The following is a 23,146-nucleotide window of genomic DNA, read 5'->3' as shown; positions in this document are numbered from 1 at the left end:
CGTTTGTAGGAGTGGTTGCTGAAGGGGCGGTCACCGACCGCGACCGGTCGCGGTCGGTGACCGCTCCTACAACAGCCACTTCTGCAGACACTGCCCGCAGTTCGTCCTCGGCCAGCTTGCCCGGGCGGGTCGTGAACGGGCGCTCCGGGACCCGGGGGGCCTCGCCGCGCAGGAACAGGCCGATGGCACGAGCCGCGGCATGGCCCTGAGCCACGGCGCGGACCGCCAGCTTCATCGGCGTCACCACACCCCCGGCCGCGAAGACGCCGGGCAGGGCTGTCTGGAGCGTTTGGTGATCCACGGCGACACCCTTGCCGGCGGTCTGCAGCCCCAGCGCCGCCAGCTCCTCTGGCGGCAGCGGGCCACAAGCCAGCAGCACCGCGTCGAACGCCGCCTGCAGTTGCGACATTGACATGTCACGCCCCAGCCGTCTGCCGGGCAGCCACTCCATGCCGACGGCGAGCACGCGCGCGATCTCCCCGTCGAGCACGTCCGCAGGCAGCTCCTCGGGCGACACACCGTAACGCATCATGCCGCCGGGCTGGTCATGGTCGTCCAGGACAGTGACGGCATGGCCCAGGCGCCGCAGCTCGTAGGCCGCGGACAGCCCGGCCGGGCCCGCGCCGACGATGGCGACGCGACGGCCGGTAGCGGGGGGGAAGAGGGGCTCATAGGGCGCGGCGCTCTGCAGGTCATGATCGCCGACAGCGCGCTTGAGGTCCCTGATGCAGACGGGCTCGTCGAGTTCCCCGCGCCGGCACGGCCCCTCGCACGGGGCGGGGCAGATGCGCCCCAGGATGGCCGGGAACGGGATGCGCCGCTTGACGACCGCGACGGCCTCGTCCATGCGACCCAGGCGGATGAGCCGCAGCATCTCCGGGATGTCCATTCCCGCCGGGCACGCCATGCGGCAGGGGGCGATGCAATCGCCGGCATGGTCGCCCAGGAGCAGCTCCAGCGCCATCTTCCGGGCCGCACGGACTTCCTCGGTCTCGCTCTCGACCACCATGCCCTCAGCCACGGTTGTGGCACAGGTCGGGACGAGGCGGGGCGAGCCGTCCACGCGGGCCACGCAGACCAGGCACGAGGTCTCCGGGGTGCAGCCCTCGCGGTGGCACAGAGTCGGGATCTCCAGCCCCGCCAGCCGCGCCGCGGCGACGATGTTCGCCCCGGCCGGCGCCGTCACCGGCTTGCCGTCAATGGTCAGGTGGATGGTCACTCGACCACCACCGATCCGGTCGGGCAGACCTGCAGGCACGTGCCGCAGCGCAGGCACTTCTCCTGGTCAATCACGTGGACTTCGTAGGGCGTGATGGCGATGGCCCCGCCGGGGCAGGCCTGGGCGCACTTGGTGCAGCCCACGCAGTCGTCCTTGATGCGGTAGTGGATGAGCGCCTTGCACTTGCCCGCCGGGCAGCGGCCCTGCAGATGGGCCTCGTACTCATCGCGGAAGTAGCGCAACGTGGACAGTACCGGGTTGGGGGCGGTCCGCCCGAGGCCGCACAACGCGCTCTGCTTGATGGTGTGCCCCAGGTGCTCCAGGCGCGCCAGGTCGTCGGCCTTGCCCTCGCCCGTGCAGATGCGCTCCATGATGTCCAGCATCCGGCGCGTCCCAACGCGGCAGAACGTACACTTGCCACAGGACTCGCGCTGGGTGAACTCCAGGAAGTAGCGCGCGACATCCACCATGCAGTCGGTGTCGTCGAGCGCGACCAGGCCGCCCGAGCCCATGATGGCGCCCACGGAGCCGAGGCTCTCGTAGTCCACCGGCGTGTCGGCCAGCTCAGCCGGGATGCAGCCGCCCGACGGCCCGCCAATCTGCACGGCCTTGAAGCGCCGTCCCTCGCCGACACCGCCCCCGATCTCCTCGATGATCTGCCGGATGGTCGCGCCCATCGGCACCTCGATCAGGCCGCCGCGCTGGACCTTGCCGGTGAGCGAGAAGACCTTGGTGCCCTTGCTGTGCTCGGTGCCCATGGCGGCGAAGGCCGTGGCCCCGTGGCGGATGATCCACGGCACGAGCGCCAGGGTCTCGACATTATTCACGAGCGTGGGCTGGCCCCAGAGGCCTTCCTCGGCCGGGAAGGGTGGGCGATGGCGCGGCATGCCCCGCCGGCCCTCCAGCGAGGCGATCAGCCCTGTCTCCTCGCCGCACACGAAGGCTCCCGCCCCCTGCATGATGCTGATCTTCAGGTCGCCCAGCAGCCCCCGCACCTGGCAGCGCCGGATGGCCTCTTCCACGCGCTGCCACGCCAGCCCGTACTCATGGCGGATGTAGAAGAACGCCTCGGTCGCCCCCACGGCATAGGCGGAGATGGCCAGGCCCTCGATGACACGGTAGGGATACGACTCGAGCAGCATGCGATCCATGAAGGCGCCGGGATCGCCCTCGTCGCCGTTGCAGATAGCGTACTTGGGCGTAGCCTCGGCCTCGCGCACGAGGCGCCACTTGCGCGCCGTGCGGAAGCCCGCCCCACCGCGCCCGCGCAGGCCGGCGGCTGCGATCTCGGCGATCACGTCCTCGGGGCTGAGTTCCTCCCGTGCGCCAGCCATGGGAGGGGTCACCGACCCCGACACTGTGTCGGCTGTGGGAGGGGTCACCGACCCCGACACTGCATCGCCTGTGGGAGGGGTCACCGACCCCGACGTCGCGGTCTGTGACCGCTCCCACGCCGTGGAGCCCTCAGCCACGCGGCAGCGGCGCACCGCAGCGAAGCCGTCGTGCGCCAGGTAGTCATCGAGGTCCAGCGGGTCGAGCGCGCCATATAGCTCCGTCGCCAGGTGCTGCTGCCCCCCGAGGAAGGCGCCCACCGCGCCGTCGCGCGTGTTGATCGAGTAGCGCGTCACCGGCTCCCAGACCTCGTCGGTGAGGATGAAGTCCAGGCCGCGCTGGACGAGACTGCGGGCCCGCCGCAGGGCGCCCCGGGGTGCGAAGTGCCGCTGGACGATGGCAGGCGCGTCCTCGGGCTGCACGCGGGCGTACATCGCCGAGGGCCGTCCGGGCGCGTGCACCTCGACCAGCGGCGTCTGGTGGCACATCCCCACACAGCCCACGGGCTTGACGAGCACGGGCAGCCCCAGGTCGCGGACCGCCTCCTCGAGCGCCTCCCGCACCTGCAGGCTCCCCCCGGCCAGGCAGCACGACCCGGCGCCGATGTGGATCTCCGCGTGGGCCGGGACATCCTGGACCGGCAACTGGCTGGCCCGCGCGCCCGCCGCCGTGCGACGCTGCATCTCCAGGAAGTCCTGGAGCGTCGTCTCCACCGCGTCGGGCGTCAGGTGGCCATAGGTGATGCCGTCAATCTGCACCACGGGCGCGAGCGTGCAGCAGCCGAGGCAATCCACCCGCTGCAGCGTGAACAGGCCGTCGGCGCTGGTGTCGGCGCCCTCGCCCAGTTGCAGCAGGCGCTGGAGCGCCTCGCTCACCAGCGGCGCGCCCTTGACGTGGCAGGCGGTGCCGTGGCAGACGCTGATGACGTGCTTGCCGGCGGGCTGGTGGCGGAAACGCGGGTAGAAAGTGGCGACGCCGAAGAGCTGGGCGGGTGTGATCTCGGTCAGTTCGCACACGCGCCGCAGGGCCGCCTCGGGGAGATAGTTGTAGTGCTTCTGGAGCGCCTGGAGGATGGGAATGGCGGCCGCCGGGCGCGTGCCATGCTGTGCCACGATGTCCTCCACGGCGGTCAGGTCCACCGGAGGGGCGTCGGAGCAGGCGCAGGCGGCATGGGGGATGGGCAAACTCATGCTTGGTTTCCTGGCAGGCGGCAGGCGCGACGTGTGGCGCCGGCGGGAACGGTCGGCGGGCCGGTGCTACATGAGCTGGTCGGGCGTCATCAGCAGGGGCTTCAGTTCCCGCCCGTCGAGTTGGTGGGGCAGGCAGCCACGCTGGACCGCCAGGGCGGCCGCCGTCCCGGCGGCTTCGCCGGTGAACATGCACGACGGCATGACCCGCATCGAGGCCAGGCCTGCGCGGGCCGCCGAGATGCACCGGCCGGCGACCAGCAGGCCGGTCACACGACGGGGCACCAGACAGCCGTAGGGTATCTCGTACCAGTCGCCGCACGGCGGGGCATGGCTCACCCGGAAGTCGTGCGTGTAGGGGATGCTCCGACCGGGCGGCGAGTCATGGAAGTCTATGAAGAACGTCGCCTGCGCGATGCCGTCAGGGAACTTGCGGGCTGCCAGCACATCCTCGCCCGTCAGCGTCGCTTGCCCGACGAGACGACGCGACTCGCGCGTCCCCAGGACATCCCACACCCGCCCGACGGCGCAGCTGTCATAGCCCGGCAGGTGGGCGCGCGCGAAGCGCACGACCTGCAGCGCCGCGACCTGGCACTGGCCGAGCAGCGCGTTCACCGCCGCCCAGTCCGAGCAGTCCACGCCCTCGATCTCCCACGAGGCGAGCACAAGGCAGTCCTCGTCCGGGTGGTAGGGGAACGTGGCGGCGCGCGGGCGGAAGCAGCCCGGCGGGGCGACCAACTCGCCGCTTCCGTGGGCGGCGGCGATCATCGCCAGCAGGTCGTCGGTGGCCGGCTGGCGCGCGGCGTACCCCTCCCGGTCGGCCCCCACGATCTCATACATGAAGTTGACGTGCATCAGGCGACCATCTTCCGGGTCGCCCTTGAGGCATTCGGCGCCGGCACTGGCCGCCACGTCGGCATCTGCCGTGCAGTCAATCACCACGGGGGCTGACAGCGCAGACAGGCCGTTCTTGTCGGCGACGACGACACCGGTCACCTGCGCGCCCTCGGTCAGGGCCTGGGCGAAGGCCGTCCCCAGCCGCACCTCCACCCCGGCCTCGCGCAGCATCTCCATCGCGACGAGCTTGAGCGCCTCGCGCTCCAGCACGGCCCGACCGCGCGGGTAGACGTGGCGGTCCGGGTGGAACGCTCGCCGCACCTTGCCCAACGCTGCCAGCCGCGCCTCCAGTTCATCGAACAGCCGCCCGCCCGGCGTGTCACACCAGGTGTTGACCGGCGAGTGCACGGCCAGTCCGCCGACCGCGCCCATACGCTCGAGCAGCACCGTGCGCGCGCCACGGCGTCCCGCCGCCAGAGCGGCGCCGAGGCCGGCGGGTCCGGCCCCGCACACAATCACGTCGTAGGCGCCGGCCAGCGGGATCGGCGGCAGATTGATGGTCGGGGAAGACATTCGGGTGTCCCTCTCGGGGCGGTGGCGGTGGACTGAGGCAGGCTCGCGCTACTTGGCGCCCACCGCGAACAGGTTCTTGTCCCCACGCAGGTATACACGCCCCTCCAGCAGCACCGGGGTCGCGCGCACGCCCTCGCCCAGCTTGCCCGACCCGAGGCTCTTGAACGCCGGGCCGGTGCCGCAGATGTGCGTGACGCCGGCGGTGTCCGTGACATACAGGGAGGTGCCGACGATGACCGGCGAAGCCTCACAGGGCATCCCCAGGTCGTGCTCGTACTGCTTCTCGCCGGTCTTCAGGTCCAGACAGACCAGCATCCCGGAACTGGAGACGATCCAGACCAGCTTGCCGTCGCTGACGGGGCTGACCGTGTCGGGGGCCCAGTCGCTGGACGTCCAGGCCACCTCGGCTTCGCCGCCGTCCGAGCCCGGCGGGCGGATGGCGACGACCCCGGCGCCCTCCTGCCCGACGATCACCAGGCCGCCCGCGAAGCACGGCGAGGGGGCGATATCCCCCATCAGGCACTCCACCCGCCACAGCTCCTTGCCGCTGCCGGGATCGTAGGCGATCACGTAGGGGTTGCCACACAGGATGGCTTCGTCTCGCAGTCCGGTGTTGATGACCAACGGGCTGCTCCAGCACGCGGGGACGGGCCGTGGCGTGCGGTAGATCGTCTTGCCGGTCTCGACGTTGAGGGCGATCAGGCTCGACAGCTTCTCCGAGGCGTCTCCGCCCTGGTCGAACTGGATGAGCACGAGGTTCTTGTACAGGGCCAGCGACGAGGCGTGGCCGTAGGGGTTCTGTGGCACGCCGAGGTTCCGCATCCACAGGGACTTGCCATCGAAGTCGAACGCGGCAATGTCCCCGTTCGCGAACATGGCGAACACGCGCTGGCCGTCGGTGGTCATCGTGGGCGCGGCATAGCCGGTCTCGTCCGTGACTTGCGGCGGCTCCGGCTTCTTGCCCCCCTTGACCTCGACGGGCTTCTTCCACAGCATCTTGCCGGTGTCGGCGCTGAAGCAGTAGACATCGCGCCGGACGACATCCGCCCCGGTCATGAACAGCTTGCCGCCCCAGTAGATGGGCGAGTTGGGCGCCTTGAGCGGCATGGGCGTCTTCCACAGCACATTCTTGCCGGAGATGCCGTCCCAGGTCGTCGGGTACTTGTCCTCGCCGGCAATGCCGGCGAAGGGGCCGCGGAAGACATGCCAGCTCTTGGCCAGGTCGGCCACCGCGGGGCCGCCCGTGGCGGCTGCGCCATCGCTGGTCAGGGGCTTGATGCCGCCCTGACCCTCGGGCGTCTTGCCCGGCTTGGGGCCGGCGCCATTCTTGCCGCCGTGCCCGGGCGGGCGCGGGGGGGCTATGCCGTCGCTGGGCCCAGGCGGTGGCGGCGGCGCTTCGGGCCCCATGTTCGGGGGCGTGGAGGGCGGCGTGTACGACGGCGTTGTGGACGGCGAGGGTGGCGGGGTGAACGACGGCAGATTCGGTGGCGCAGGCGGCGTCATGACGTCCGGGGTCGTCGTCGGGGTCATGAGCCCCGGCTCCATGTTGGGTAGCGTCTCGGCAAAGACGTCGGCCGGACCTGCCTGTTGGGCGGTCTGCACATACGCCGCCACCGCATCGTGCCGCGACAGCACCGCCAGCATGACCATCGCCGCCACCAGCACGATCCCCGACATGATGAAAGCCCGGCGGTTCAGCGCGGCCTGCAGCCAGGCCTCGGCCGGCTTGAGCCCCAGCGGGAAGGGGATCGTGCGCCGCAGGACGGTGGCCAGATGCAGCGCCACGAACATCACGGCGATGCCCCCGAGCAGCACGTAGAAGCCGACGACCGCCTGGTAGCGAGCGGTGAAGTAGCGCTGACGCACGTACTGGTCCAGCACGGTCACCTGGTCCGACAACTCGGTGTTGAAGGGATCTTTGGCGAGTTCGGCCTTCACGGCGATGAGCCGGGCGGAGGTCAGGGGGTCGTACCACCGGGCCTGGATCGTGTTGTTGATGAGCAGACCGAGGACGACCACGCAGAACACCAGGGCCACCGCGGCCACCAGCAGACATACCTGGCGATACAGTTCGCTATTGTCACGCCGGGCGACCACCGGCGGTGTGTCGAGACTCATGTTATCCTCCGTCGAAACCGACGCCAGACCCTAGCGGCAGGGGGCCGGGCCCCGGTCCCTCATCCCCTGCGGCGCCCTCGCGCGTCAGAGGGCACACATTATAGCACCTTCCGCAGTGAACACACGACGCAACATCGATCGAGTAGGTCTCCCGGCGTCGCCGCAGGGACATGCCCACGAGCTTGAGCCCAAAGATCAGCCCGATCCAGCCGCCCAGGAACCACGAGCCCGTGTCAAACCACTTCTGGACCGCGGCGCCACGTTGGTAGGCCGCGAGATTCGGCTGCTCCAGATTCCCGAATGCCTCCAGCGCGTCCGTGGGTTCCTGGATGATCCCCTGCTCCTGCATCCAGACTTCCTCGGCCAGCCGCACGCGTGGGTCAAGCTGCGCCAGCGAGAAGCTGCTCAGCCGCAGGAGCCCGCCGCCCAGCGCCATGAACAACGGCAGGAGCAGGAGCTGCAGGGCCAGCGAGCGGCGCCCGGCACGGCGGTTGAAGCCCCGTTCGGGCGCCGTGGGCGGTCGGATGGCCCCATATGGGCAGGCCTGGGCGCACAGGTGGCAGTTCACGCACTCGCCCGTCGTGATGCGCGGCCGCCACTGCGCCAGTGGTGCCGCCAGCCGCAGCAGCGCCGACAGCGGGCAAACATAGCGGCAATACGGTCGCCCCACGAAGATGCCCAGCACCAGCAGCCCGGCGCCAAACAGCAACAGCGGCAGCGTCCCACCGAAACGGAAAAACTCGATGAACGGATCATAGCGGCAGATCAAGAAGGTGCTGCCCACGGCGGCGTACAGAACCGCTACGCCCCCGAAGATGAAGGGAATCTGGCTCAGCATGGCGTCCAGCCAGGCCGGCACCCGGACCGGTCGCAGCACGATGATCTCCTGCAGCGCCCCCAGCGGGCACACCCCAGCGCAGAACGTACGCCCGAAGAAGAGCGCGAACAACAGGGGCAGGGCGAAGAAGAGACCGACCACCAGCGGCAGCTTGTAGCCGTTGGCCCCCAGCGCGTAGGCGACGTTCTGGATGGCGCCGATCGCGCAGACACAGCCGTGGCGATAGAACCCGAAGTAGGCCACCGCGAAGAGCGCCAGCGCGAACAGGTGGGCCCGCGAGCGCAGCTTGAGGCTGAACAGCGTCGCCAGCGCCAGCGTCACCACCAGCGCGGCGAGGTCCACATAAGTCAGCCACGCCGCGCGGGGGAAGGGGTTGATCTGCTCGGGGAAGGTCTCGCCGCGGGTGAAGTCCGGGCGCGGGAAGTTCTCGGCCCCGCAGGCGGCCGAGCCCCACAGCAGCGCCAGCGCCACCAGCGCACAGACGGCAGCCGCTGACACGGCAGAGGGGCAGGCGATACACCTGCCCCCATGGGCACCGACGGAGGGGGTGGAGCGGAGCGTGTTCTTCATCACGTCACAGATGGCCGTCTCGGCTGATGGCTACTCGTTCTGGGTCCGGAGCAGGTAGGGGCGGCCGGCCGGCACGCGCACGAACGCTTGCGCTGGACACTGGCGGGCGATGGCGCACTCGTTGCAGTTCACGCAGCGGTCATGCCGCACCTGCAGGATCAGCGAGTTGTTGCCGAAGGCCTTGCAGCCCTTGACGCACTGGCCACAGCCGTAGCACTTCTGCTCATCAATCGTGTACTGGTAGTAGGGCTGCTCGACGAAGCTCCGCGAGATCGCCCCGGTGGGGCAGCGCTCGTTGCCGGCGCCGGGAGTGTCGCCGGGCCGCACGTCGGCCAGATAGCCGAAGCACAACTCGCAGTAGCCGCACATCTTGTACTCGTGCACGCACTTGACCGCCGAGGGCTTCAGCACGCAGTTCTTGGCGCAGTTGCCGCAGCCGATGCAGCGCTCCGGATCAATCTGCCACACGGTGCTTCCGGCCTCGCTCCCACGCACCAGCAAGCCGGTCAAGCCACTGAGGCCCACAACGCCCAGGCCCCGCAGGCAATGACCCAGGAAGCCCCGCCGCCCGAGCAGCCCGCCCTCTTGCGATGGCACGATGATCTTGCTCATGTCACTTTCCCGGCCCCTGTGCCAGCGGCTCGCGTTCTGACTTGCGGCAGGCGGCCCAGTCGGGACAGGAGGCACAGGGCTGCGCGCACTGCCGCGAGCCGCGTGTCAGCGCCGCCAACCCGCCGCCCAGTGCCAGCGCAGCCGTCCAGCGGACTGTCGTCCGCACGAACGCCCGCCGCCCGGCGTCTGCTCCGTCCTCGGTCTTGTGGTTCATCTCAGTGACTGCCTTGTGCCTGTGGGGCGGTGTTCTCGGCGAAGGTCAGGATTGCCCTCGCGCGCGGGTCGAGGACCAGTATCTGCCCCTCGGCTGTCGTCGCCACATCCAGGCCGTCCTCCCCGCGTGCCAGCACTGGCGGCGTCGCGACCACGCTCTGGAACGTGCCGTCGGCCTGATAGACCTTGACCCGCACCAGCCCCTTCTCAGCCGTGACGATGCGACCATCGGGCAGAGCAGCCACTGCCACAGGGTTGCAGCACCCTGCGAAGCCCTCGTCCGACATCGCCGCCTGCCCGAATAGACGCACCGGTTGCCCCGCCCTATTCCAGATCTCGACCCGCTGCCGGCCTGGGTTGTTCACGAGTACGTCTCCCGAGGGCAGCAGGGCCAAGTCCAGGTGCGGGCTGGGGACGATCAGGCCGGGATAGCCCGAGACCCGATCCGGCGTCCCGACGTCGCCCACCAGCCTGCCGTTCCGCATGCGGTGGACCCGCCGGTTGCCGGCGTCAGCCACCCAGATCTCATTCCCGACGAACGCCAGTCCGGTGACATAGGCCCGCTCCCCCAGGACAACGGGGGTCTGCAACTCCTGCGGTTGCACCAGCCCCTGGCGCCCGGCGATGGCCTCGACGGAGTAGACTGCCACCCGGTCCCGCAGGCCTACTGCCAGGCGCTTGCCGTCGGCGCCCAGGGCGGTGGGCTCCCCGGGCAGGCTCAGGCTGAACTCCCACGCATGCCCCAGGTACAGCGCCTTGACGACGCGGTCGCCAGCCACGTACAGGACCTTGGCGTTACGGGCGATGGCGACAGGATGCTGCAAGTCCGTGGCGACCGCGCCCGTCTGCCGCCACGCTGCCTGCGCCTGGTTGGCCCGCTGAAGCGCTTTTGACGCCTCCGTCTGTTGCGCCACGCGCGCGGCGTTCTGCCGCTGGAGCAGGTCCCCCCGGTACGCCAGCCACGCGAACACGGCGGTCGCCGCCACGATGAGCACGATGGCCAGCACCGTCAGGCCGGGCTTGCGTGTTGTGACGTCAGGCAGCTCGTTCATCCGCTACCGTCGCATGTCCAGGCACACCATGGTCGTGCTGTCACGGCAGATCAGCTTACCGTCGGCCACGGCGATGGGCGCCCAGGCGTCCGCGCCGGTGAGCACCTTCGCCTTGGCCAGTTGCCTGTAGCCGGAGGGGTTGGCCTCGACGATGGCCAGGTCGCCGGTGTCGCCCAGGACATAGAGCACGCCATTGGCCATGACATAGGGTCCGATGCCGAAGCGGGCGGTGTTGCCGCTGGACCAGACCACATTCCCGTTCAGGTCCAGGCAGACCAGGTCGCCGGGCATGCGCACCCCGTACAGGTGCCCCTGGTACAGGATCGGGGTCTGCTGGTGCGACTGGAAGATGTTGGGCCGGATGCGCTTGACCATCCTGACACTCGTGCCGCCCGAGCCCATCTGCAGAATCGCCGCGCCCGAGTTGTAGCCGCCGCAGACGAAGATGCGGCCATCGTTGCCCAGCGGCACTGCGGCGGGCACATTGGCGGTGTTCACGGTCCATTCGGGCGTGCTCCACAGCAACTGCCCGTTGCGGGCGTTCACTCCGACCACGCCCCCGCTGGCCGGGTACACGTAGATGCGCTTGCCGCCGAACTGCACCGGCATGATGGAGCTATGGGTCATCTGCCAGCCCCTGGGGTTCGGCGTGCTCCAGGTGACCTTCCCCGTGGGCAGATGCAGCGCAATCATGAGCGCCTTGCCGCCGGGGGCGATGATGGCGTTGTTGTTCTCGATGAGCGGGCACTGCCCCGCATACCAGGTCGGGATGCGCGTGCCGTACTCAGCCACCAGGTCCTTCTTCCACAGCACCTTGCCGCTGTTGGCCTCGCAGCACATGACCTGTCCCATCGGCCCGAGCGTGACCACGTAGTTGCCGTCCACCGCCGGGACCGTGCGCGACATGCCGTGGTTGCTCTTGATGTCCACGTTGTAGCCCTGGCTCCAGAGCTGCTTGCCGCTGCTGAGGTCCAGGCACTTCAACTCATCGCGACGTGAGCCAGCGTTGTAGTCCAGGACATAGACGCGGCCCTTGTAGACTGCCGCCCCCGCATGGCCCTCACCCAGCGGTAGCTGCCACAGCCGCCTGGGACCGGAGGCCGGGAAGCTGCGCGCGAGACCCTCATTGCTGATGTTCATGCGTCCGGGGCCGCGGAAGCCTTCCCAGATGGCCGACCCGGACACGTTCGCTGCCGCGCCCGTGGACGTCGTGGGCGTGGGAGACGGCGTCGTGCCGGCGGTGTCGGGCGCGGTCGTCGCGCCTGGTGTGCCGGCCGGCGACGTGGCTGTCGGAGCCCCTGTCTGGGATTGCCCGGCCGCCGGAGCACCCGCTTGCGGCGCTCCGGGCGTCTGCTGCGTTGCCCGCGACTGCACATTGACCTGTGGTCTGGTGTGTGTCAGCGCCAGCACAACGACGACACCAACGACCACGAGCAGACCGGGAATGCCGATCAGGATGGCCCACTGGCCCGGGGTGCGCTTCTCTCCCACCCCTTTCACCACAAGCACGTCATCGCGGCGCGGCTGGTTGCCCGTCGGGGGTCCTGGCGTATGGGCCATGCTGGTCTCCTCGTGGCGGTGGATGAAGCGGACTCAGAGCCCGTCCTATGACTGGCGGCAAGCGGACAAACAGGAGTAAGCGGCGGTCGCGGTCAATACTAGCTGCGCACCGCCCGCGCTGTCAAGCTCGCCTTGCGGCCGGTGTGGGAACCACAGGATGTATGTAATAACATTAGATATATTGGGGCGGTTCCGTGTACGGCCAGACGCCCCCACATTGCCGACAGGACTGCGCGATGAGAGAGCCGGTGGTCGTCGCCGAGAAGCTGGACGCTGCCGCACCCGAGCATGATCTCGTCGAGGAGATCGTGACCCTCGCGTCCCGGCATGGGCACGAGGTGCTGGTCGTGCCCGACCTGTACCACCTGCCCGAGGACAGCGAGGTGTGGGCTGAGCTGGGCCGTCTCCCGGCCCAGGTGACGCTGTGGGCCTGGCAGCATCCCCGGCCGCTGCGCTGGCTCATGGCCCGGCACGGGGTGAACGCCGCGGAATGGCGCCTGGTGGACCTGCGCGAGGTGGAGACCCCCAGCGAGGCATACGAGCCCCCTCCGGCGCAGGCTCACCAGCCCGGTCAGGTGCGACGCCTGACCGAGCCCGTCGCAGCCCGCTGGTATCCCGTCATTGACCACGACCGCTGCGAGACCTGCGGCCATTGTCACGACTTCTGTCTCTTCGGCGTCTACGGGCGTGAGGACGAGACGCAGGTGCGCGTCAGCGAGCCGGACAACTGCAAACCCGGCTGCCCGGCCTGCTCGCGCATCTGTCCCCAGGGCGCGATCATGTTCCCCCTCTATGACGACCCGGCCATCGCCGGCGCGCCGGGGACGGAGATGTCCCTGGAGGCGGCCGGTCGGCGCCTGTACTACGAGCGCACGGAGCGGCCGTGCCCCACCTGCTCGCAACTGACCGATGAGGAGCTGGCGCACGTGGCCGTCGATGGCGCCTGCCCGGAGTGCGGCCGCGAGTTGGCGACCGCGTCGCCCGTCAGCGCCGAGATTGACGACCTCATCGCCCGCCTGGACAGCCTGTCCGACGGAGACGCCCGGTGAGGCCCGGTGGCGCGCCGGTGGTGCTGACCGCGGACCGCACGCTGCTGTCCCGGCATCGGCTGCTGCTGGACGGCATGTTCGTGGCCAGCCAGACCACCGCCGCCCCGCGCGCGATCGTCTCCCGCCTCTTCCTGTCGCCGGTCAGGCATGTGGACGGCCAGGCCACCGTGGCTCCGCTGGGGTTGCGGCGTCTGCAGGCGGCCCTGCTGCGCGACGGCTTCGCCCCCGATGAGGTGGCGCTGGCCGATCAGGCGCACCTACCCGACGTGTGCGGGCCGGACACGCGCTTCATTGGCCTCTCCAGCGGCGAGCCCGCTGGCTTCGGCATGAGCAGCTCCACCATGGCCGGCGTCGCCGGGGGGATGATCTACCCGCAGCAACTCTTCGACGAAGTCCTCGCCGCCGCCCATGCTGTCAGGGCGGGTCACGCGCCCGCCGCCCGGCTCACCCTGGGTGGGCCGGGGGCCTGGCAGGTGGCGCAGGATGAGGCCCTGCGGCGTTCCCTGGGTCTGGAGCAGGTGGTCACGGGCTACGCCGAGGACGACATTGCCGGGCTGGCCCGGCAGGTACTGGCCGGAGGCGAGCTTCCGCCCGTCACCCAAACAGCCTGCCCCGCCGCTGACCGCATCCCGCCCATTGTGGGCGAGAGCACCATGGGCGCCATCGAGTTGAGCCGGGGCTGCGGCCTGGGGTGCGACTTCTGCACCCTCGGCGGCCTGCCGATGCTGCACTTGCCCGCGGCGACGGTCCTGGCCGATGCCGAGACCAACTTGCGCGCCGGCCAGCCCAACCTGTCGCTGCTCAGCGAGGACCTGCTACGCTACGGCGCCGAGGGGGTGAACTGCCGCCCGGAGGCGGCGCTGGGGATGCTGCGGCAGTTGCGGGCCCTGGCCGGTGTGCGCCTGCTGCAGGCCGACCACACCAACATCGCCAGCGTGGCGCAGTATGACGACGCCCAACTGCAGGAGTTGCATCACCTCCTCGGCGCGGGCGCGCAGCGCTACCCCTGGCTGAACCTCGGGGTCGAGACGGCCTCGGGCGAGTTGCTGGTGCGCCTCGGCGGCCGGCCGAAGATGAAGGGGGCAAGTCCCGACACCTGGGGCGAGTTCTGCCGCGAGCAGCTCGACCGCCTCATGCGAGGGGGCTTCGTGCCGATGGTCAGCCTCGTCGTGGGCAGCCCCGCCGAGACCGAGGCGGACACCCAGCGGACCCTGGACTGGGTTCGCACTCTCCGGGGCCGCCGCCTGATGATCTTCCCGGTCATCCACGCGCCCCTCGACGACCCGGCGCACAACCGCCTACGCCTGACGAAGCTCCAATGGCAGGTCATGCGCGAAGCCTACGAGTTCAACTTCCGCTCGATGCCGGTTGTCTATGAGGACAGCATGCGTGCCGGTGGCATAGGCCCGGGACGCCGCGTGCTGATCCAGCTCCTCGGGCAGGGCAATGTGCTGCTTTGGCGACATCTGCTCAGGAAGCGCCAGCGCGAGGCATGAGCGCGGGATGGCGGCCCTCGCGGGTGTAGTGCGGGCTTCCAGCCCGCCCAGAGCCAGACGACCCGACCGAGGGCGGGCTGGAAGCCCGCACTACGGCTTGCCGCGTGGGCGCGCGTGTCCTCACGCGCGCAGGGGCGTTACCGGACGGCTGCGGCTCTGGAGAGCCGCGCTCCATGAGGCGGGCTGGAAGCCCGCACTACGGGCGTGAGATCACCGGCCTGACACTACAGGCCTCACACTACGAGCATGGACACTGCTGACACCAACCTGGGACGCGTGCGGGCCGCGCTGGACGCGGCGTGCGAGCATCTGCTCGCCCGCCGCAACGCCGAGGGCTTCTGGGAAGGCCATCTCTCCTCCTCGGCCCTGAGCACGGCGACCGCGCTGTCGGCACTGGCATTGGCCGATGACCCCGCCGACGGCGAACTGATCGCCGGCGGCGTGGCCTGGCTGGCCGCGCACCGCAATGCGGACGGCGGCTGGGGCGACACTCCCGACAGCCCGACCAGTCTCGCGACCACGCTGCTCGTTGCCTCGGCCCTGCGGCTGGCGGCGGCGGATGACCCGTCTGTCTTCCCCACGGAGTACCTGGCCGCCCATGGCGCCGCCGATGCCGCCTCCCGCGTGGTCGCCATCCGCCAGGCCTACGGCGCCGACCGCACCTTCGCGGTGCCGATCTTGATGAACTGCGCGCTCGCCGGGCTGGTGGAGTGGGCGCAGGTGCCGCCGTTGCCCTACCAACTGGCCGTGCTGCCGCGCGCCTGGTACCCCGCCCTGCGGCTGCAGGTGGTGAGCTACGCCCTCCCGGCGCTCATCGCCGTCGGCATGACGATCGAGTTCCACCGCTCGCCGCGCACACCGGCCTCGTGGCTGCGACGCCTGGTCACACCGACGGTGTGGCGCAAGCTCGTGGGGCTGCAGCCGCAGTCGGGCGGCTTCCTGGAAGCGGCGCCGCTGACGGCCTTCGTCTGCATGGGCCTGCTCTCCCTGGGCCTGCGCGATGACCTGGTCGTGCAGGCCGGCCTGCGCTTCCTGCGGCAGTCGGTCCGGTCCGATGGCAGCTGGCCCATTGACACGAACCTGTCGGTGTGGGTCACGAGCCTGTCACTGACGGCGCTGGCCGCGGCAGGTGTGGAGCCGCCGGAGGCGGAACGGACGCGGCAGTGGCTCGCGGCGCGTCAGTACCGTCAACGTCACCCCTTCACCGACACCGCGCCCGGCGGCTGGGGCTGGAGTCACCTGTCTGGCGCGGTGCCCGATGGCGACGACACCCCCGGCGCGCTGCTGGCGCTGGGTGACCACCTGGACGAAGCCTCCCGGGCCGCTGGCGTGCAGTGGCTGCTGGACCTGCAGAACAGCGACGGCGGCTGGCCGACGTTCTGTCGTGGCTGGGGCCAGTTGCCCTTCGATCAGAGCTGCGACGACCTGACCGCGCACGCGCTGCGGGCCCTGGCCGTAGGAGCGCCGGCTTCCAGCCGGCTTGCCGTGGAGCGCGGGCTTTCCAGCCCGCAGCAAGCCGTCGCGCGCGGCCTCGCCTACCTCCGCGCCCGCCAGCGTCCGGACGGCGCGTGGGTGCCGCTGTGGTTCGGCAACCAGGCCACGCCCGACCAGCAGAATCCGGTGCTGGGCACGGCGCGCGTGCTGGCGGCGCTGGCGCAGCTTGACCCGGCCGGCGACATGGCGGCGCGGGGGAGGGCGTTCCTGCTGGCCGCGCAGAACGAAGACGGCGGATGGGGCGGCGCGGCCGGAGCGTCTTCCACCGTGGAAGAGACAGCCCTGGCAGTCACCGGGCTGGCCGGGTGGCCCGACGAGACTCGTGAGGCCCTTCGCCGTGGCGCGGCTTATCTGGCTGCCCGTGTGGAGCGCGGCGACTGGACGGACGCCACTCCCATCGGACTCTACTTCGCCCGTTTATGGTATGCTGAAGAGCTGTATCCCGTCGCCTGGACAGTCGAAGCCCTGGGCAAGGCTGTGACGGCATTGTCATGAGTGGAGGTCGTGCATGCATCTGTCTCGGTTTCTGCTGCTCTGTATCGCGCTCTGCCTGATTGTCTGTCTCGCCCATGCCGACGGCGTCGGCTGGCGCACCGATGGCACCGGCCGGTATCCCTCCGCCACACCCCCGACCGATTGGGCCGTGAGCCGCAACGTCATCTGGACGACGCCCATGCCCTCGTGGGGCAACGCCACGCCGGTCATCGTGGGCAACCGCATCTTCGTTTGCTCCGAGCCGGACACGCTCCTCTGCGTGGACGTCACCACCGGGCAGGTTCTGTGGCAGAAGACCAACAGCTACAGCGACTTGCCGAACTTCGCCGACCCGGCGGCCATGGCCGAGGCCAACAAGCGGACCGCAGAGCTACGGCGCGAGATTGCCCAGACCCAGGGCCTCATCTGGAAGACCGACCGGGCCCTGAAGGAGAAGCCGGATGACGCCGATCTGAAGGCCCAGCTTGAGGCCGCCAAGGAGAAGCTGAAGGGCCTGCAGGAAGAGCACAAGGCCTCCTCACAACCCGCCTACGTGCTGCCCCGGACCTACCAGATCAACGGCTATGCCACGCCCACGCCTGTGTCCGACGGCCAGCACGTCTATGCGCTGTTCGGCCATGGCGTCGTCTCGTGCTATGATCTGGAAGGGAACAAGGTCTGGAGCCGCTTTGTCGAGCACTCTGCCAGCGAGTACGGCCACAGCACCTCTCCGGTGCTCGCCGATGGCAAGCTCATCATCCACATCCTGAACCTCATGGCCCTCGACCCGGCCACGGGGCAGACGCTGTGGCAGGTGCGGCTGCCGGAGAGTTGGGGCACCCCACAGGTCGGGCGCATCGGCGACACGGCCATCGTCGCCACCCCCGCCGGGGACATCGTCCAGGCCAGCGACGGTAAGGTCCTGGCCAAGAAGCTCTGCCGGCTCGAGTATGGCGACCCTATCATGGCCGAGGGGAACATCTACTACATCCAAAACGGCGGCAAGGCCTTCAAGTTGCCCGCGACGACCGCCGAGCCGTTCGAGCCGCAGTTGCTGTGGGAGACCCAGGTCAACAAGGACCGCTACTACGCGGCCAGTGTGCTGGACAACGGCATCATCTACTGCGTGACCCAGGTCGGCGTGTTCAGCGCCATTGACGCCACGAACGGCCAGGTCCTCTACGAGCAGAGGCTGCAGTTGCCGCCGGCGATGTACCCCGCGGTGACGTTGGCAGGCAATCTGCTCTATGTCAGCAACGAGAAGGGCACCACTGTCCTGGTCAAGCCAGGGCGACAGTATGAGGAAGTGGGCCGCCTGACGCTCGAACCGTTCCGCTGCTGCCCGGTCTTTGCCGGCAGTCGCGTCTACATTCGCACACTCAAGAGCCTCTTCTGCCTGGGGCAGTAGAGCGAGATGGATGCCAGGGCGGGGTGTCCGCCGCAGCGCGTAGCGCGGAGGCGGATGGGGACCCCGCCGTCACCCGACGCCATGAGCATCTCCGAACGAGTCGAGGACATCAAGCAGGTGCCGCAGGACGCCGCCCCCCGGCTACGCATCCGGGAGGCAGCGGCCGCCCTGGCGGCTGCCCTGCCTGCGTCCGCTCCGCCCCCGGACCGCGCGCAGCTTGAGGCACTGGGCGAGCGACTGCTGCGCGAGCAGGGCCTGCCGCGCGAGTGGCTCGGCTTCGCGATGGTGGCGGTGGACAACGCCCTGTGGGAAGCGGACTACGCGGCCGTGCCGCTGCGGCGGCGCTTGCTGCTGCTGCCCAAGTGCCTGAGCGCCGCCGGCGAGTGCCGGGCGGAGATTGACGCCGACGGCCTGCACTGTGCGGAGTGCGGGCACTGCGATCTGGGCGCTCTCAAGCGCGAAGCCGAGGCTCTCGGCTACGGTGTCATCATCGCCGAAGGCACGACCGCCGTCGTCTCGCAGGTGCTCGAGGGATATGCCGACGCCATCCTGGGTGTCGCCTGCCTGGATTCGCTGGAGAAGTCCTTCGAGCGCATCACCGAGGTGGGCATCCCGCACCAGGCCGTGCCGCTGCTGCGCGATGGGTGCGTGAACACCGAGGCGGAGCTGACCCTGATCCGCGCACTGATGCGCCTGGAGACGTCGGAGAGCGTCGGCGTCCAGCCGGCAGCCTACCGCGGCCAGCGCACCTACCTCCCGCTCCTGCGCTTCACCCGCGACATCTTCGACACCCAGATCGAGAGCCTGCTCAGTGGCTGCTTCTGCCTGACGCCGGTGCCCGAGGGATCGCGCGAGCCGCTGCTGGCCACCGATGCCATCGCGCGCGAATGGCTGCTGATGGGCGGCAAGCGCCTGCGCCCGTTCATCACCGTCGCGGCCTATGGCATCGCCCAACACGGTCCGGAGGCACTGCTGCCCAGTGCGGACGTAGCGGCCATGATGCCCCCTGCCGTCCGCTCGCTGGCCGTGGCCATCGAGGCGATGCACAAGGCCTCGCTGGTGCATGACGACATCGAGGATGCCGACCAGTACCGCTACGGGCGCCCGACGATTCACCAGACGTACGGCCTGGAAGCGGCGATCAATGTCGGCGACTACCTGCTGGGCCTCGGCTACCGGCTGATCGCGGCGCGCGCGGGGGAGCTGGGCGGCGATTGTGTCAGTGACATCCTGGCGCGGATGTCCGAAGCGCACCTGCGGCTGTGCTGCGGCCAGGGCGCTGAGCTGCTCTGGAACAGTCGCCCCCATGACGACCTGGAGCCCCTGCACGCCCTGCAGATCGCCAGCCTCAAGACCGCCCCCGCCTTTGAAGCGGCCCTGTACGCGGGCCTGCGCGCCGCCGGCCCGGTGGCCTCGGAGGCCGCCCTGGCCACGTTCTCCCGCTACATCGGTGAAGGCTACCAGGTGCTGAACGACCTCGAAGACTGGGACGAGGGCAACGGCGGCAAGCTGTCGTGCGGGCGGGACTTCGCCGCCGGGCGGCCCACGATCCTGCGCTCGTTTGCCGTGCAGGCCGGCGGGGCAGCCGCGCTGGCCGACCTGCGCGCGCAGTGCGCCACCGACGCCAACGGCGCGATCAGCCGCGTGCGCGAACTATACCGCGAACTGGGGGCCTTCGAGCGGGCTGAAGTGCTCTACGAGCGCCTGCGTGGCAAGGCCCTGGAGACTGCGGACGGGCTGGACGACACCGCCCTGGCCCAACTGCTGCGCTTCCTGGCCCGCACGATCCTGCGCCGCCGCTTCCCCGACCGAGGCTGACGCGCCCATCATCCTGCCCTCCCTGGGACCATGCACTACCTCGACCTCGTTGACGAGATGCTGACCGAGGGCCTGCGCGGGCTCAGCGCCGCCTTCCGCCATGCCGCGCTGCAGTACGCCCTCGCCTCTCAGCGGCCGGACGGGGGCTTTGGCGGGCGGCGTGGCGGGTCGGACCTGTACTACACCGAGTTCGGGTTGCGTCTGCTGACACTCCTCGACGCCCCGCCCGACGCCCTGGCGCGCGTCGCCGGCTTCCTGTCGGGGGTTGCGCCGCCGCGGGAGTTGGTGGATGTCTTCTCTCTGCTCAATGGTCGCCGCCTGCTCGCCGCGCACGGCCTGGACCTGTCGGTGGACGAGGAGGCCTGCCGCGAGGAGATCGCCCGTCGGAGGGCTTGCGCGGGGGCCTACGGCCGTCGGGATGGCAGCGGCCCCACGGCGTATGCGACCTTCCTGGCTGCGCTGAGCCTGGACCTGCTGGGAGAGCAGATGCCCGACGCCGAACGGGCGACCGCCGCCCTCCTCGCCCTGCGGCAGCCCGACGGGGGCTTTGCCCAGGAGGCGGGCGGCCCCTCCCAGACCAACAGCACGAGCGCCGCTGTGGGCGTCCTGCTGCTGGAGAACGCCCTGCCCGCAGAGGCGGCCACCCGCGCGCGGGCCTACCTCGCCACACGGCAGGACGTCTCGGGTGGCTTCTCGTCCCATGGGGGCCTTCCGGCCGACCTGCTCTGCACCTTCACGGCCCTGATGACCCTTGTGTTCCTCGACGGCCTGGACCGCATTGACGTGGCGAGCGTGGCGCGGTTCGTGAAGTCCTGCGCCCGGGCGCAGGGGGGCTTTGGCGCCCACGCGGGGGATGCACAGGCCGACATCGAGTATGCCTACTACGCGGTGGGGACGCTGGCCCTGCTGGCCGGCGCCTTGCCCTGAAGCCGTCGCGGTCGGGAGACCTGCACATGCGTACAGCCATCGGCGTGGACATTGGCGGCACCAATCTGTCAGTCGGGCTCGTGTCCGACACGGGCGAGGTGCTGGAACTGGTGCGCGAGCGTACCCCGGTGGACGGCATCGCGGCGGCGGACCTGCTCATCGAGATGACACGGCGCCTCCTGGCCGCGGTCGAGACCCCCGTCGGCATCGGCCTGGGCTTTGGCGGCCCGGTCAACTTCGCCGACCAGAGCATCGTTCGCTCGCACCACGTCGAGGGCTGGGCGCCGGGGCTGAAGCTCGGAGATCGCTTTGCGCAGGAGTTCGGCCTGCCGACGCTCATGGACAATGACGCGAACTGCGGGGGCCTGGGGGAGACGGTGTTCGGTGCGGCGCGCGGCTGCGGTAGCGTGGTGTACGTCAACGTCGGGACCGGCATCGGCGGCGCGGTGCTGCTCGGGGGGCGCATTCACCATGGGGCCCACAGCACGGCCGGCGAGATCGGCCACACGGTGGTCGTGCCGGGCGGGCCGCTATGCACGTGCGACAAGCACGGCTGCCTGGAGGCGCTCAGCTCCGGCGGCGCCATCGGCCGCGAAGGCCGCGCCGCGGGCCTGGGTGATGTGACCGGCAGGGCAGTGGGGGAGAGGGCGCTGGCGGGCGATCCGGTGGCCCTCCAGGTCGTCGCGCAGGCGGGGCACTGGCTCGGGGTCTCCACCGGGAACCTGGCCAGTCTGCTCGATCCGGGGATCTTCGTCATCGGCGGCGGGGTGTCTGACCTGGGAGACATCTTCCTGGGCCCGGCCCGCGAGGCCTTCGCCGCCACAGCCATGCCCGCCGCGGCCGCCACGCCCCTCGTCAAGGCCGAGTTCGGCTACGACGCCGGCGTCATCGGCGCGGCGGCGTTGCTGCTGGCCCCCGACGGTCCCTAGGGACAGGCGGGGGCGGGGTCCCTGTCGGCTCCGCCGACACCCCGCCCTGACGTGGCCTTTCGTCTTGCAGCATTCCCCCAGAAGGAGTAAACTGAGGTCAAGAGTACTCGCCCCGGCCCCCGGCCGCATGTGAGTGCTCGTTTTGGCACTACTGGGCTGTGGAGGAACGGATGAAGGACCTCAGCGATATCGCCGGACTGCCCCTGCTTCTCGACCCCGACGCGATGCACTTCGCCTTCGGCAAGGAAGCGCGCGATCCGCTCTATGGCACGCGCCTGGCCGACCAGATGCGGCTCGTGCTGCTCGACCGCGACTGCCAGTTGCCCGAGATCATCTACTGGATGATGCGCGACACCGGCCTCAAAGACGCGCCGTACCTGAAGACCAGCCACGACCTGCGCTATGACATCAGCATCTTCCGCCACGATCGCTTCGGGCGGGAGTTCATGAAGACCTCGGGCCACTACCACCCGCTGCTGCCGGGCAGCGACGTCGCGTGGCCCGAAGTCTACGAGATCATTGACGGTCAGGCTCTGTATGTGCTGCAGAAGGTCAATGACATCAACCTGGGGCCGAACGAAGTGGAGGTCGAGGATGCCATCATCCTCGAAGCCAATCCCCGCGACAAGGCGATCATGCCGCCGAACTACGGCCATGTCACAATCAACACGCTGACGGTGCCGATGGTCATGAGCAACTGGGTCTCCAGCCGGTTCTCGTCGGTGTACGGCAAGGTCGAGGAGGCCGTCGGCTTCGCATACTACTATCTGCACGGCGACGGCGCCCCCCGGTGGGTGAAGAACCCAAGGTACACCAAGCCGCTGCCTCCGCTGCGCCGGGCCGTCGTGCGCGAAGTGCCCGAATTGGGCCTCACGCGCGAGAAGCCCCTGGTGCTGTCCGCGCTCGAGGACCCGGATCGCTTTGACTGGCTGAACAACCCAGCCGCGTACAGCGAACTGATCTGGCAGGGCCTGGAGATCGTGGGGGAGGTCGAAGTCGGGGAGTTGTGAGTGGCACGTGGCAAGTCCCGCCGCTTCGCCAGTGCGAGCACAGCCGTGATCCGGGAAGACAACGATGTGCGACTGCTGCTATCTGAAGTGCGTGGACTGCGACCGAACGCTGCCGGTTCACATCGCCGACTTCTGCACCGAGCGCGCCAATGTGCTGGTGCGCTGCCGGGACCACCGGCCGCAGCCGCAGCGCGGGTGGGTGAAGTTCGCCAACTGCCGCGACGAGGGCACCGAATACGGGACGTGGTTCATGACGGTCACAGACCCGACGCTGCGGTCGGCCGGCCATGGTGTAGGTGAGGATGGAGGCATCCATCCCAACACTGACTCGTTCGACGAGGGCCTCCCGCCCGCTTCGGCTGCTGGTTGTACGTCGTAGCCGCTGAGGTCGAGGGCCCTGCGTGCGTCAGTCCCACCGCCCCTCCGGATG

Annotated in this window: 17 protein-coding genes and 2 pseudogenes; 9 read left to right on the top strand and 10 right to left on the bottom strand. The window is 69.8% G+C overall.

Annotation, left to right across the window (positions count from 1 at the left end):
- The 10 genes and pseudogenes from LLH23_15830 to LLH23_15785 all read right to left on the bottom strand — a co-directional run.
- Positions 1 to 1,219, bottom strand: a 1,219-nt coding sequence (locus LLH23_15830) for an FAD-dependent oxidoreductase (protein MCE5239934.1), incomplete at its 3' end; no start/stop codon positions are given.
- Positions 1,216 to 2,532: pseudogene (locus LLH23_15825) on the bottom strand (4Fe-4S binding protein). The gene LLH23_15830 and the pseudogene LLH23_15825, both read right to left, overlap by 4 nt.
- A 711-nt stretch (positions 2,533 to 3,243) precedes the next feature.
- A pseudogene (locus tag LLH23_15820) lies at positions 3,244 to 3,741 on the bottom strand (NAD(P)H-dependent oxidoreductase subunit E).
- Between the two features lie 66 nt (positions 3,742 to 3,807).
- A complete protein-coding gene (locus LLH23_15815) occupies positions 3,808 to 5,148 on the bottom strand; it encodes an FAD-dependent oxidoreductase (protein MCE5239933.1) in 1,341 nt (446 codons plus the stop codon).
- Positions 5,149 to 5,196: 48 nt separating this feature from the next.
- A complete protein-coding gene (locus tag LLH23_15810; protein ID MCE5239932.1) occupies positions 5,197 to 7,266 on the bottom strand; it encodes a PQQ-binding-like beta-propeller repeat protein in 2,070 nt (689 codons plus the stop codon).
- A 1-nt stretch (position 7,267) separates the two neighbouring features.
- Positions 7,268 to 8,674, bottom strand: a complete 1,407-nt coding sequence (locus tag LLH23_15805) for a 4Fe-4S binding protein (protein MCE5239931.1) — start codon at positions 8,672 to 8,674, stop codon at positions 7,268 to 7,270.
- A 30-nt stretch (positions 8,675 to 8,704) separates the two neighbouring features.
- Complete coding sequence (locus LLH23_15800) at positions 8,705 to 9,286, bottom strand: 4Fe-4S binding protein (protein MCE5239930.1); 582 nt, start codon at positions 9,284 to 9,286, stop codon at positions 8,705 to 8,707.
- 1 nt (position 9,287) lies between these two features.
- A complete protein-coding gene (locus LLH23_15795; protein MCE5239929.1) occupies positions 9,288 to 9,500 on the bottom strand; it encodes a hypothetical protein in 213 nt (70 codons plus the stop codon).
- Between the two features lies 1 nt (position 9,501).
- On the bottom strand, positions 9,502 to 10,551 hold the full coding sequence (locus tag LLH23_15790; GenBank protein MCE5239928.1) for a hypothetical protein: 1,050 nt from the start codon (positions 10,549 to 10,551) through the stop codon (positions 9,502 to 9,504).
- 3 nt (positions 10,552 to 10,554) lie between these two features.
- Positions 10,555 to 12,111 (bottom strand): PQQ-binding-like beta-propeller repeat protein, encoded by a 1,557-nt coding sequence (locus tag LLH23_15785; protein MCE5239927.1) that lies wholly within the window; start codon positions 12,109 to 12,111, stop codon positions 10,555 to 10,557.
- A 236-nt stretch (positions 12,112 to 12,347) separates the two neighbouring features.
- Here LLH23_15785 and LLH23_15780 point away from each other — a divergent pair, with 236 nt between their 5' ends.
- The 9 genes from LLH23_15780 (at position 12,348) to LLH23_15740 (ending at position 23,095) form a co-directional block, all read left to right on the top strand.
- On the top strand, positions 12,348 to 13,160 hold the full coding sequence (locus LLH23_15780; GenBank protein MCE5239926.1) for a ferredoxin family protein: 813 nt from the start codon (positions 12,348 to 12,350) through the stop codon (positions 13,158 to 13,160).
- Positions 13,157 to 14,656: a hypothetical protein gene (locus tag LLH23_15775; protein ID MCE5239925.1), complete on the top strand. Its 1,500-nt coding sequence runs from the start codon at positions 13,157 to 13,159 to the stop codon at positions 14,654 to 14,656. Before LLH23_15780 ends, LLH23_15775 begins: the two co-directional genes overlap by 4 nt.
- A 246-nt stretch (positions 14,657 to 14,902) precedes the next feature.
- Positions 14,903 to 16,645, top strand: coding sequence for a squalene--hopene cyclase (locus tag LLH23_15770; GenBank protein ID MCE5239924.1), 1,743 nt, complete (start codon positions 14,903 to 14,905; stop codon positions 16,643 to 16,645).
- 13 nt (positions 16,646 to 16,658) lie between these two features.
- Positions 16,659 to 18,032, top strand: a complete 1,374-nt coding sequence (locus LLH23_15765; protein MCE5239923.1) for a PQQ-like beta-propeller repeat protein — start codon at positions 16,659 to 16,661, stop codon at positions 18,030 to 18,032.
- A gap of 54 nt (positions 18,033 to 18,086) precedes the next feature.
- Complete coding sequence (locus LLH23_15760; protein ID MCE5239922.1) at positions 18,087 to 19,850, top strand: polyprenyl synthetase family protein; 1,764 nt, start codon at positions 18,087 to 18,089, stop codon at positions 19,848 to 19,850.
- A 30-nt stretch (positions 19,851 to 19,880) separates the two neighbouring features.
- A complete protein-coding gene (locus tag LLH23_15755; protein ID MCE5239921.1) occupies positions 19,881 to 20,777 on the top strand; it encodes a hypothetical protein in 897 nt (298 codons plus the stop codon).
- Positions 20,778 to 20,803: 26 nt separating this feature from the next.
- Positions 20,804 to 21,706: an ROK family protein gene (locus LLH23_15750; GenBank protein ID MCE5239920.1), complete on the top strand. Its 903-nt coding sequence runs from the start codon at positions 20,804 to 20,806 to the stop codon at positions 21,704 to 21,706.
- Positions 21,707 to 21,876: 170 nt separating this feature from the next.
- The gene (locus tag LLH23_15745) at positions 21,877 to 22,716 is read left to right on the top strand and encodes a glucose-6-phosphate isomerase (GenBank protein ID MCE5239919.1); all 840 of its coding nucleotides are present in this window, start codon (positions 21,877 to 21,879) and stop codon (positions 22,714 to 22,716) included.
- A 64-nt stretch (positions 22,717 to 22,780) separates the two neighbouring features.
- Positions 22,781 to 23,095, top strand: coding sequence for a hypothetical protein (locus tag LLH23_15740; protein MCE5239918.1), 315 nt, complete (start codon positions 22,781 to 22,783; stop codon positions 23,093 to 23,095).
- Positions 23,096 to 23,146: the final 51 nt, after the last annotated feature.

The sequence above is a fragment of the bacterium genome (assembly GCA_021372615.1).
In the GTDB taxonomy this organism is placed as follows: Bacteria; Armatimonadota; Zipacnadia; order Zipacnadales; family UBA11051; genus JAJFUB01.
This window is presented reverse-complemented; position numbering and strand designations above follow the sequence as displayed.

Excerpts from the sequence above, each read along its gene's own strand:
- LLH23_15740 (MCE5239918.1), top strand. The coding sequence starts at position 22,781 with ATGTGCGACTGCTGCTATCTGAAGTGCGTGGACTGCGACCGAACGCTG.
- LLH23_15770 (MCE5239924.1), top strand. The coding sequence starts at position 14,903 with ATGGACACTGCTGACACCAACCTGGGACGCGTGCGGGCCGCGCTGGAC.
- LLH23_15790 (MCE5239928.1), bottom strand. The coding sequence starts at position 10,551 with ATGAACGAGCTGCCTGACGTCACAACACGCAAGCCCGGCCTGACGGTG.
- LLH23_15800 (MCE5239930.1), bottom strand. The coding sequence starts at position 9,286 with ATGAGCAAGATCATCGTGCCATCGCAAGAGGGCGGGCTGCTCGGGCGG.
- LLH23_15785 (MCE5239927.1), bottom strand. The coding sequence starts at position 12,111 with ATGGCCCATACGCCAGGACCCCCGACGGGCAACCAGCCGCGCCGCGAT.
- LLH23_15760 (MCE5239922.1), top strand. The coding sequence starts at position 18,087 with ATGGGGACCCCGCCGTCACCCGACGCCATGAGCATCTCCGAACGAGTC.
- LLH23_15810 (MCE5239932.1), bottom strand. The coding sequence starts at position 7,266 with ATGAGTCTCGACACACCGCCGGTGGTCGCCCGGCGTGACAATAGCGAA.
- LLH23_15780 (MCE5239926.1), top strand. The coding sequence starts at position 12,348 with ATGAGAGAGCCGGTGGTCGTCGCCGAGAAGCTGGACGCTGCCGCACCC.
- LLH23_15765 (MCE5239923.1), top strand. The coding sequence starts at position 16,659 with ATGCATCTGTCTCGGTTTCTGCTGCTCTGTATCGCGCTCTGCCTGATT.
- LLH23_15755 (MCE5239921.1), top strand. The coding sequence starts at position 19,881 with ATGCACTACCTCGACCTCGTTGACGAGATGCTGACCGAGGGCCTGCGC.
- LLH23_15750 (MCE5239920.1), top strand. The coding sequence starts at position 20,804 with ATGCGTACAGCCATCGGCGTGGACATTGGCGGCACCAATCTGTCAGTC.
- LLH23_15805 (MCE5239931.1), bottom strand. The coding sequence starts at position 8,674 with ATGAAGAACACGCTCCGCTCCACCCCCTCCGTCGGTGCCCATGGGGGC.
- LLH23_15815 (MCE5239933.1), bottom strand. The coding sequence starts at position 5,148 with ATGTCTTCCCCGACCATCAATCTGCCGCCGATCCCGCTGGCCGGCGCC.
- LLH23_15745 (MCE5239919.1), top strand. The coding sequence starts at position 21,877 with ATGAAGGACCTCAGCGATATCGCCGGACTGCCCCTGCTTCTCGACCCC.
- LLH23_15795 (MCE5239929.1), bottom strand. The coding sequence starts at position 9,500 with ATGAACCACAAGACCGAGGACGGAGCAGACGCCGGGCGGCGGGCGTTC.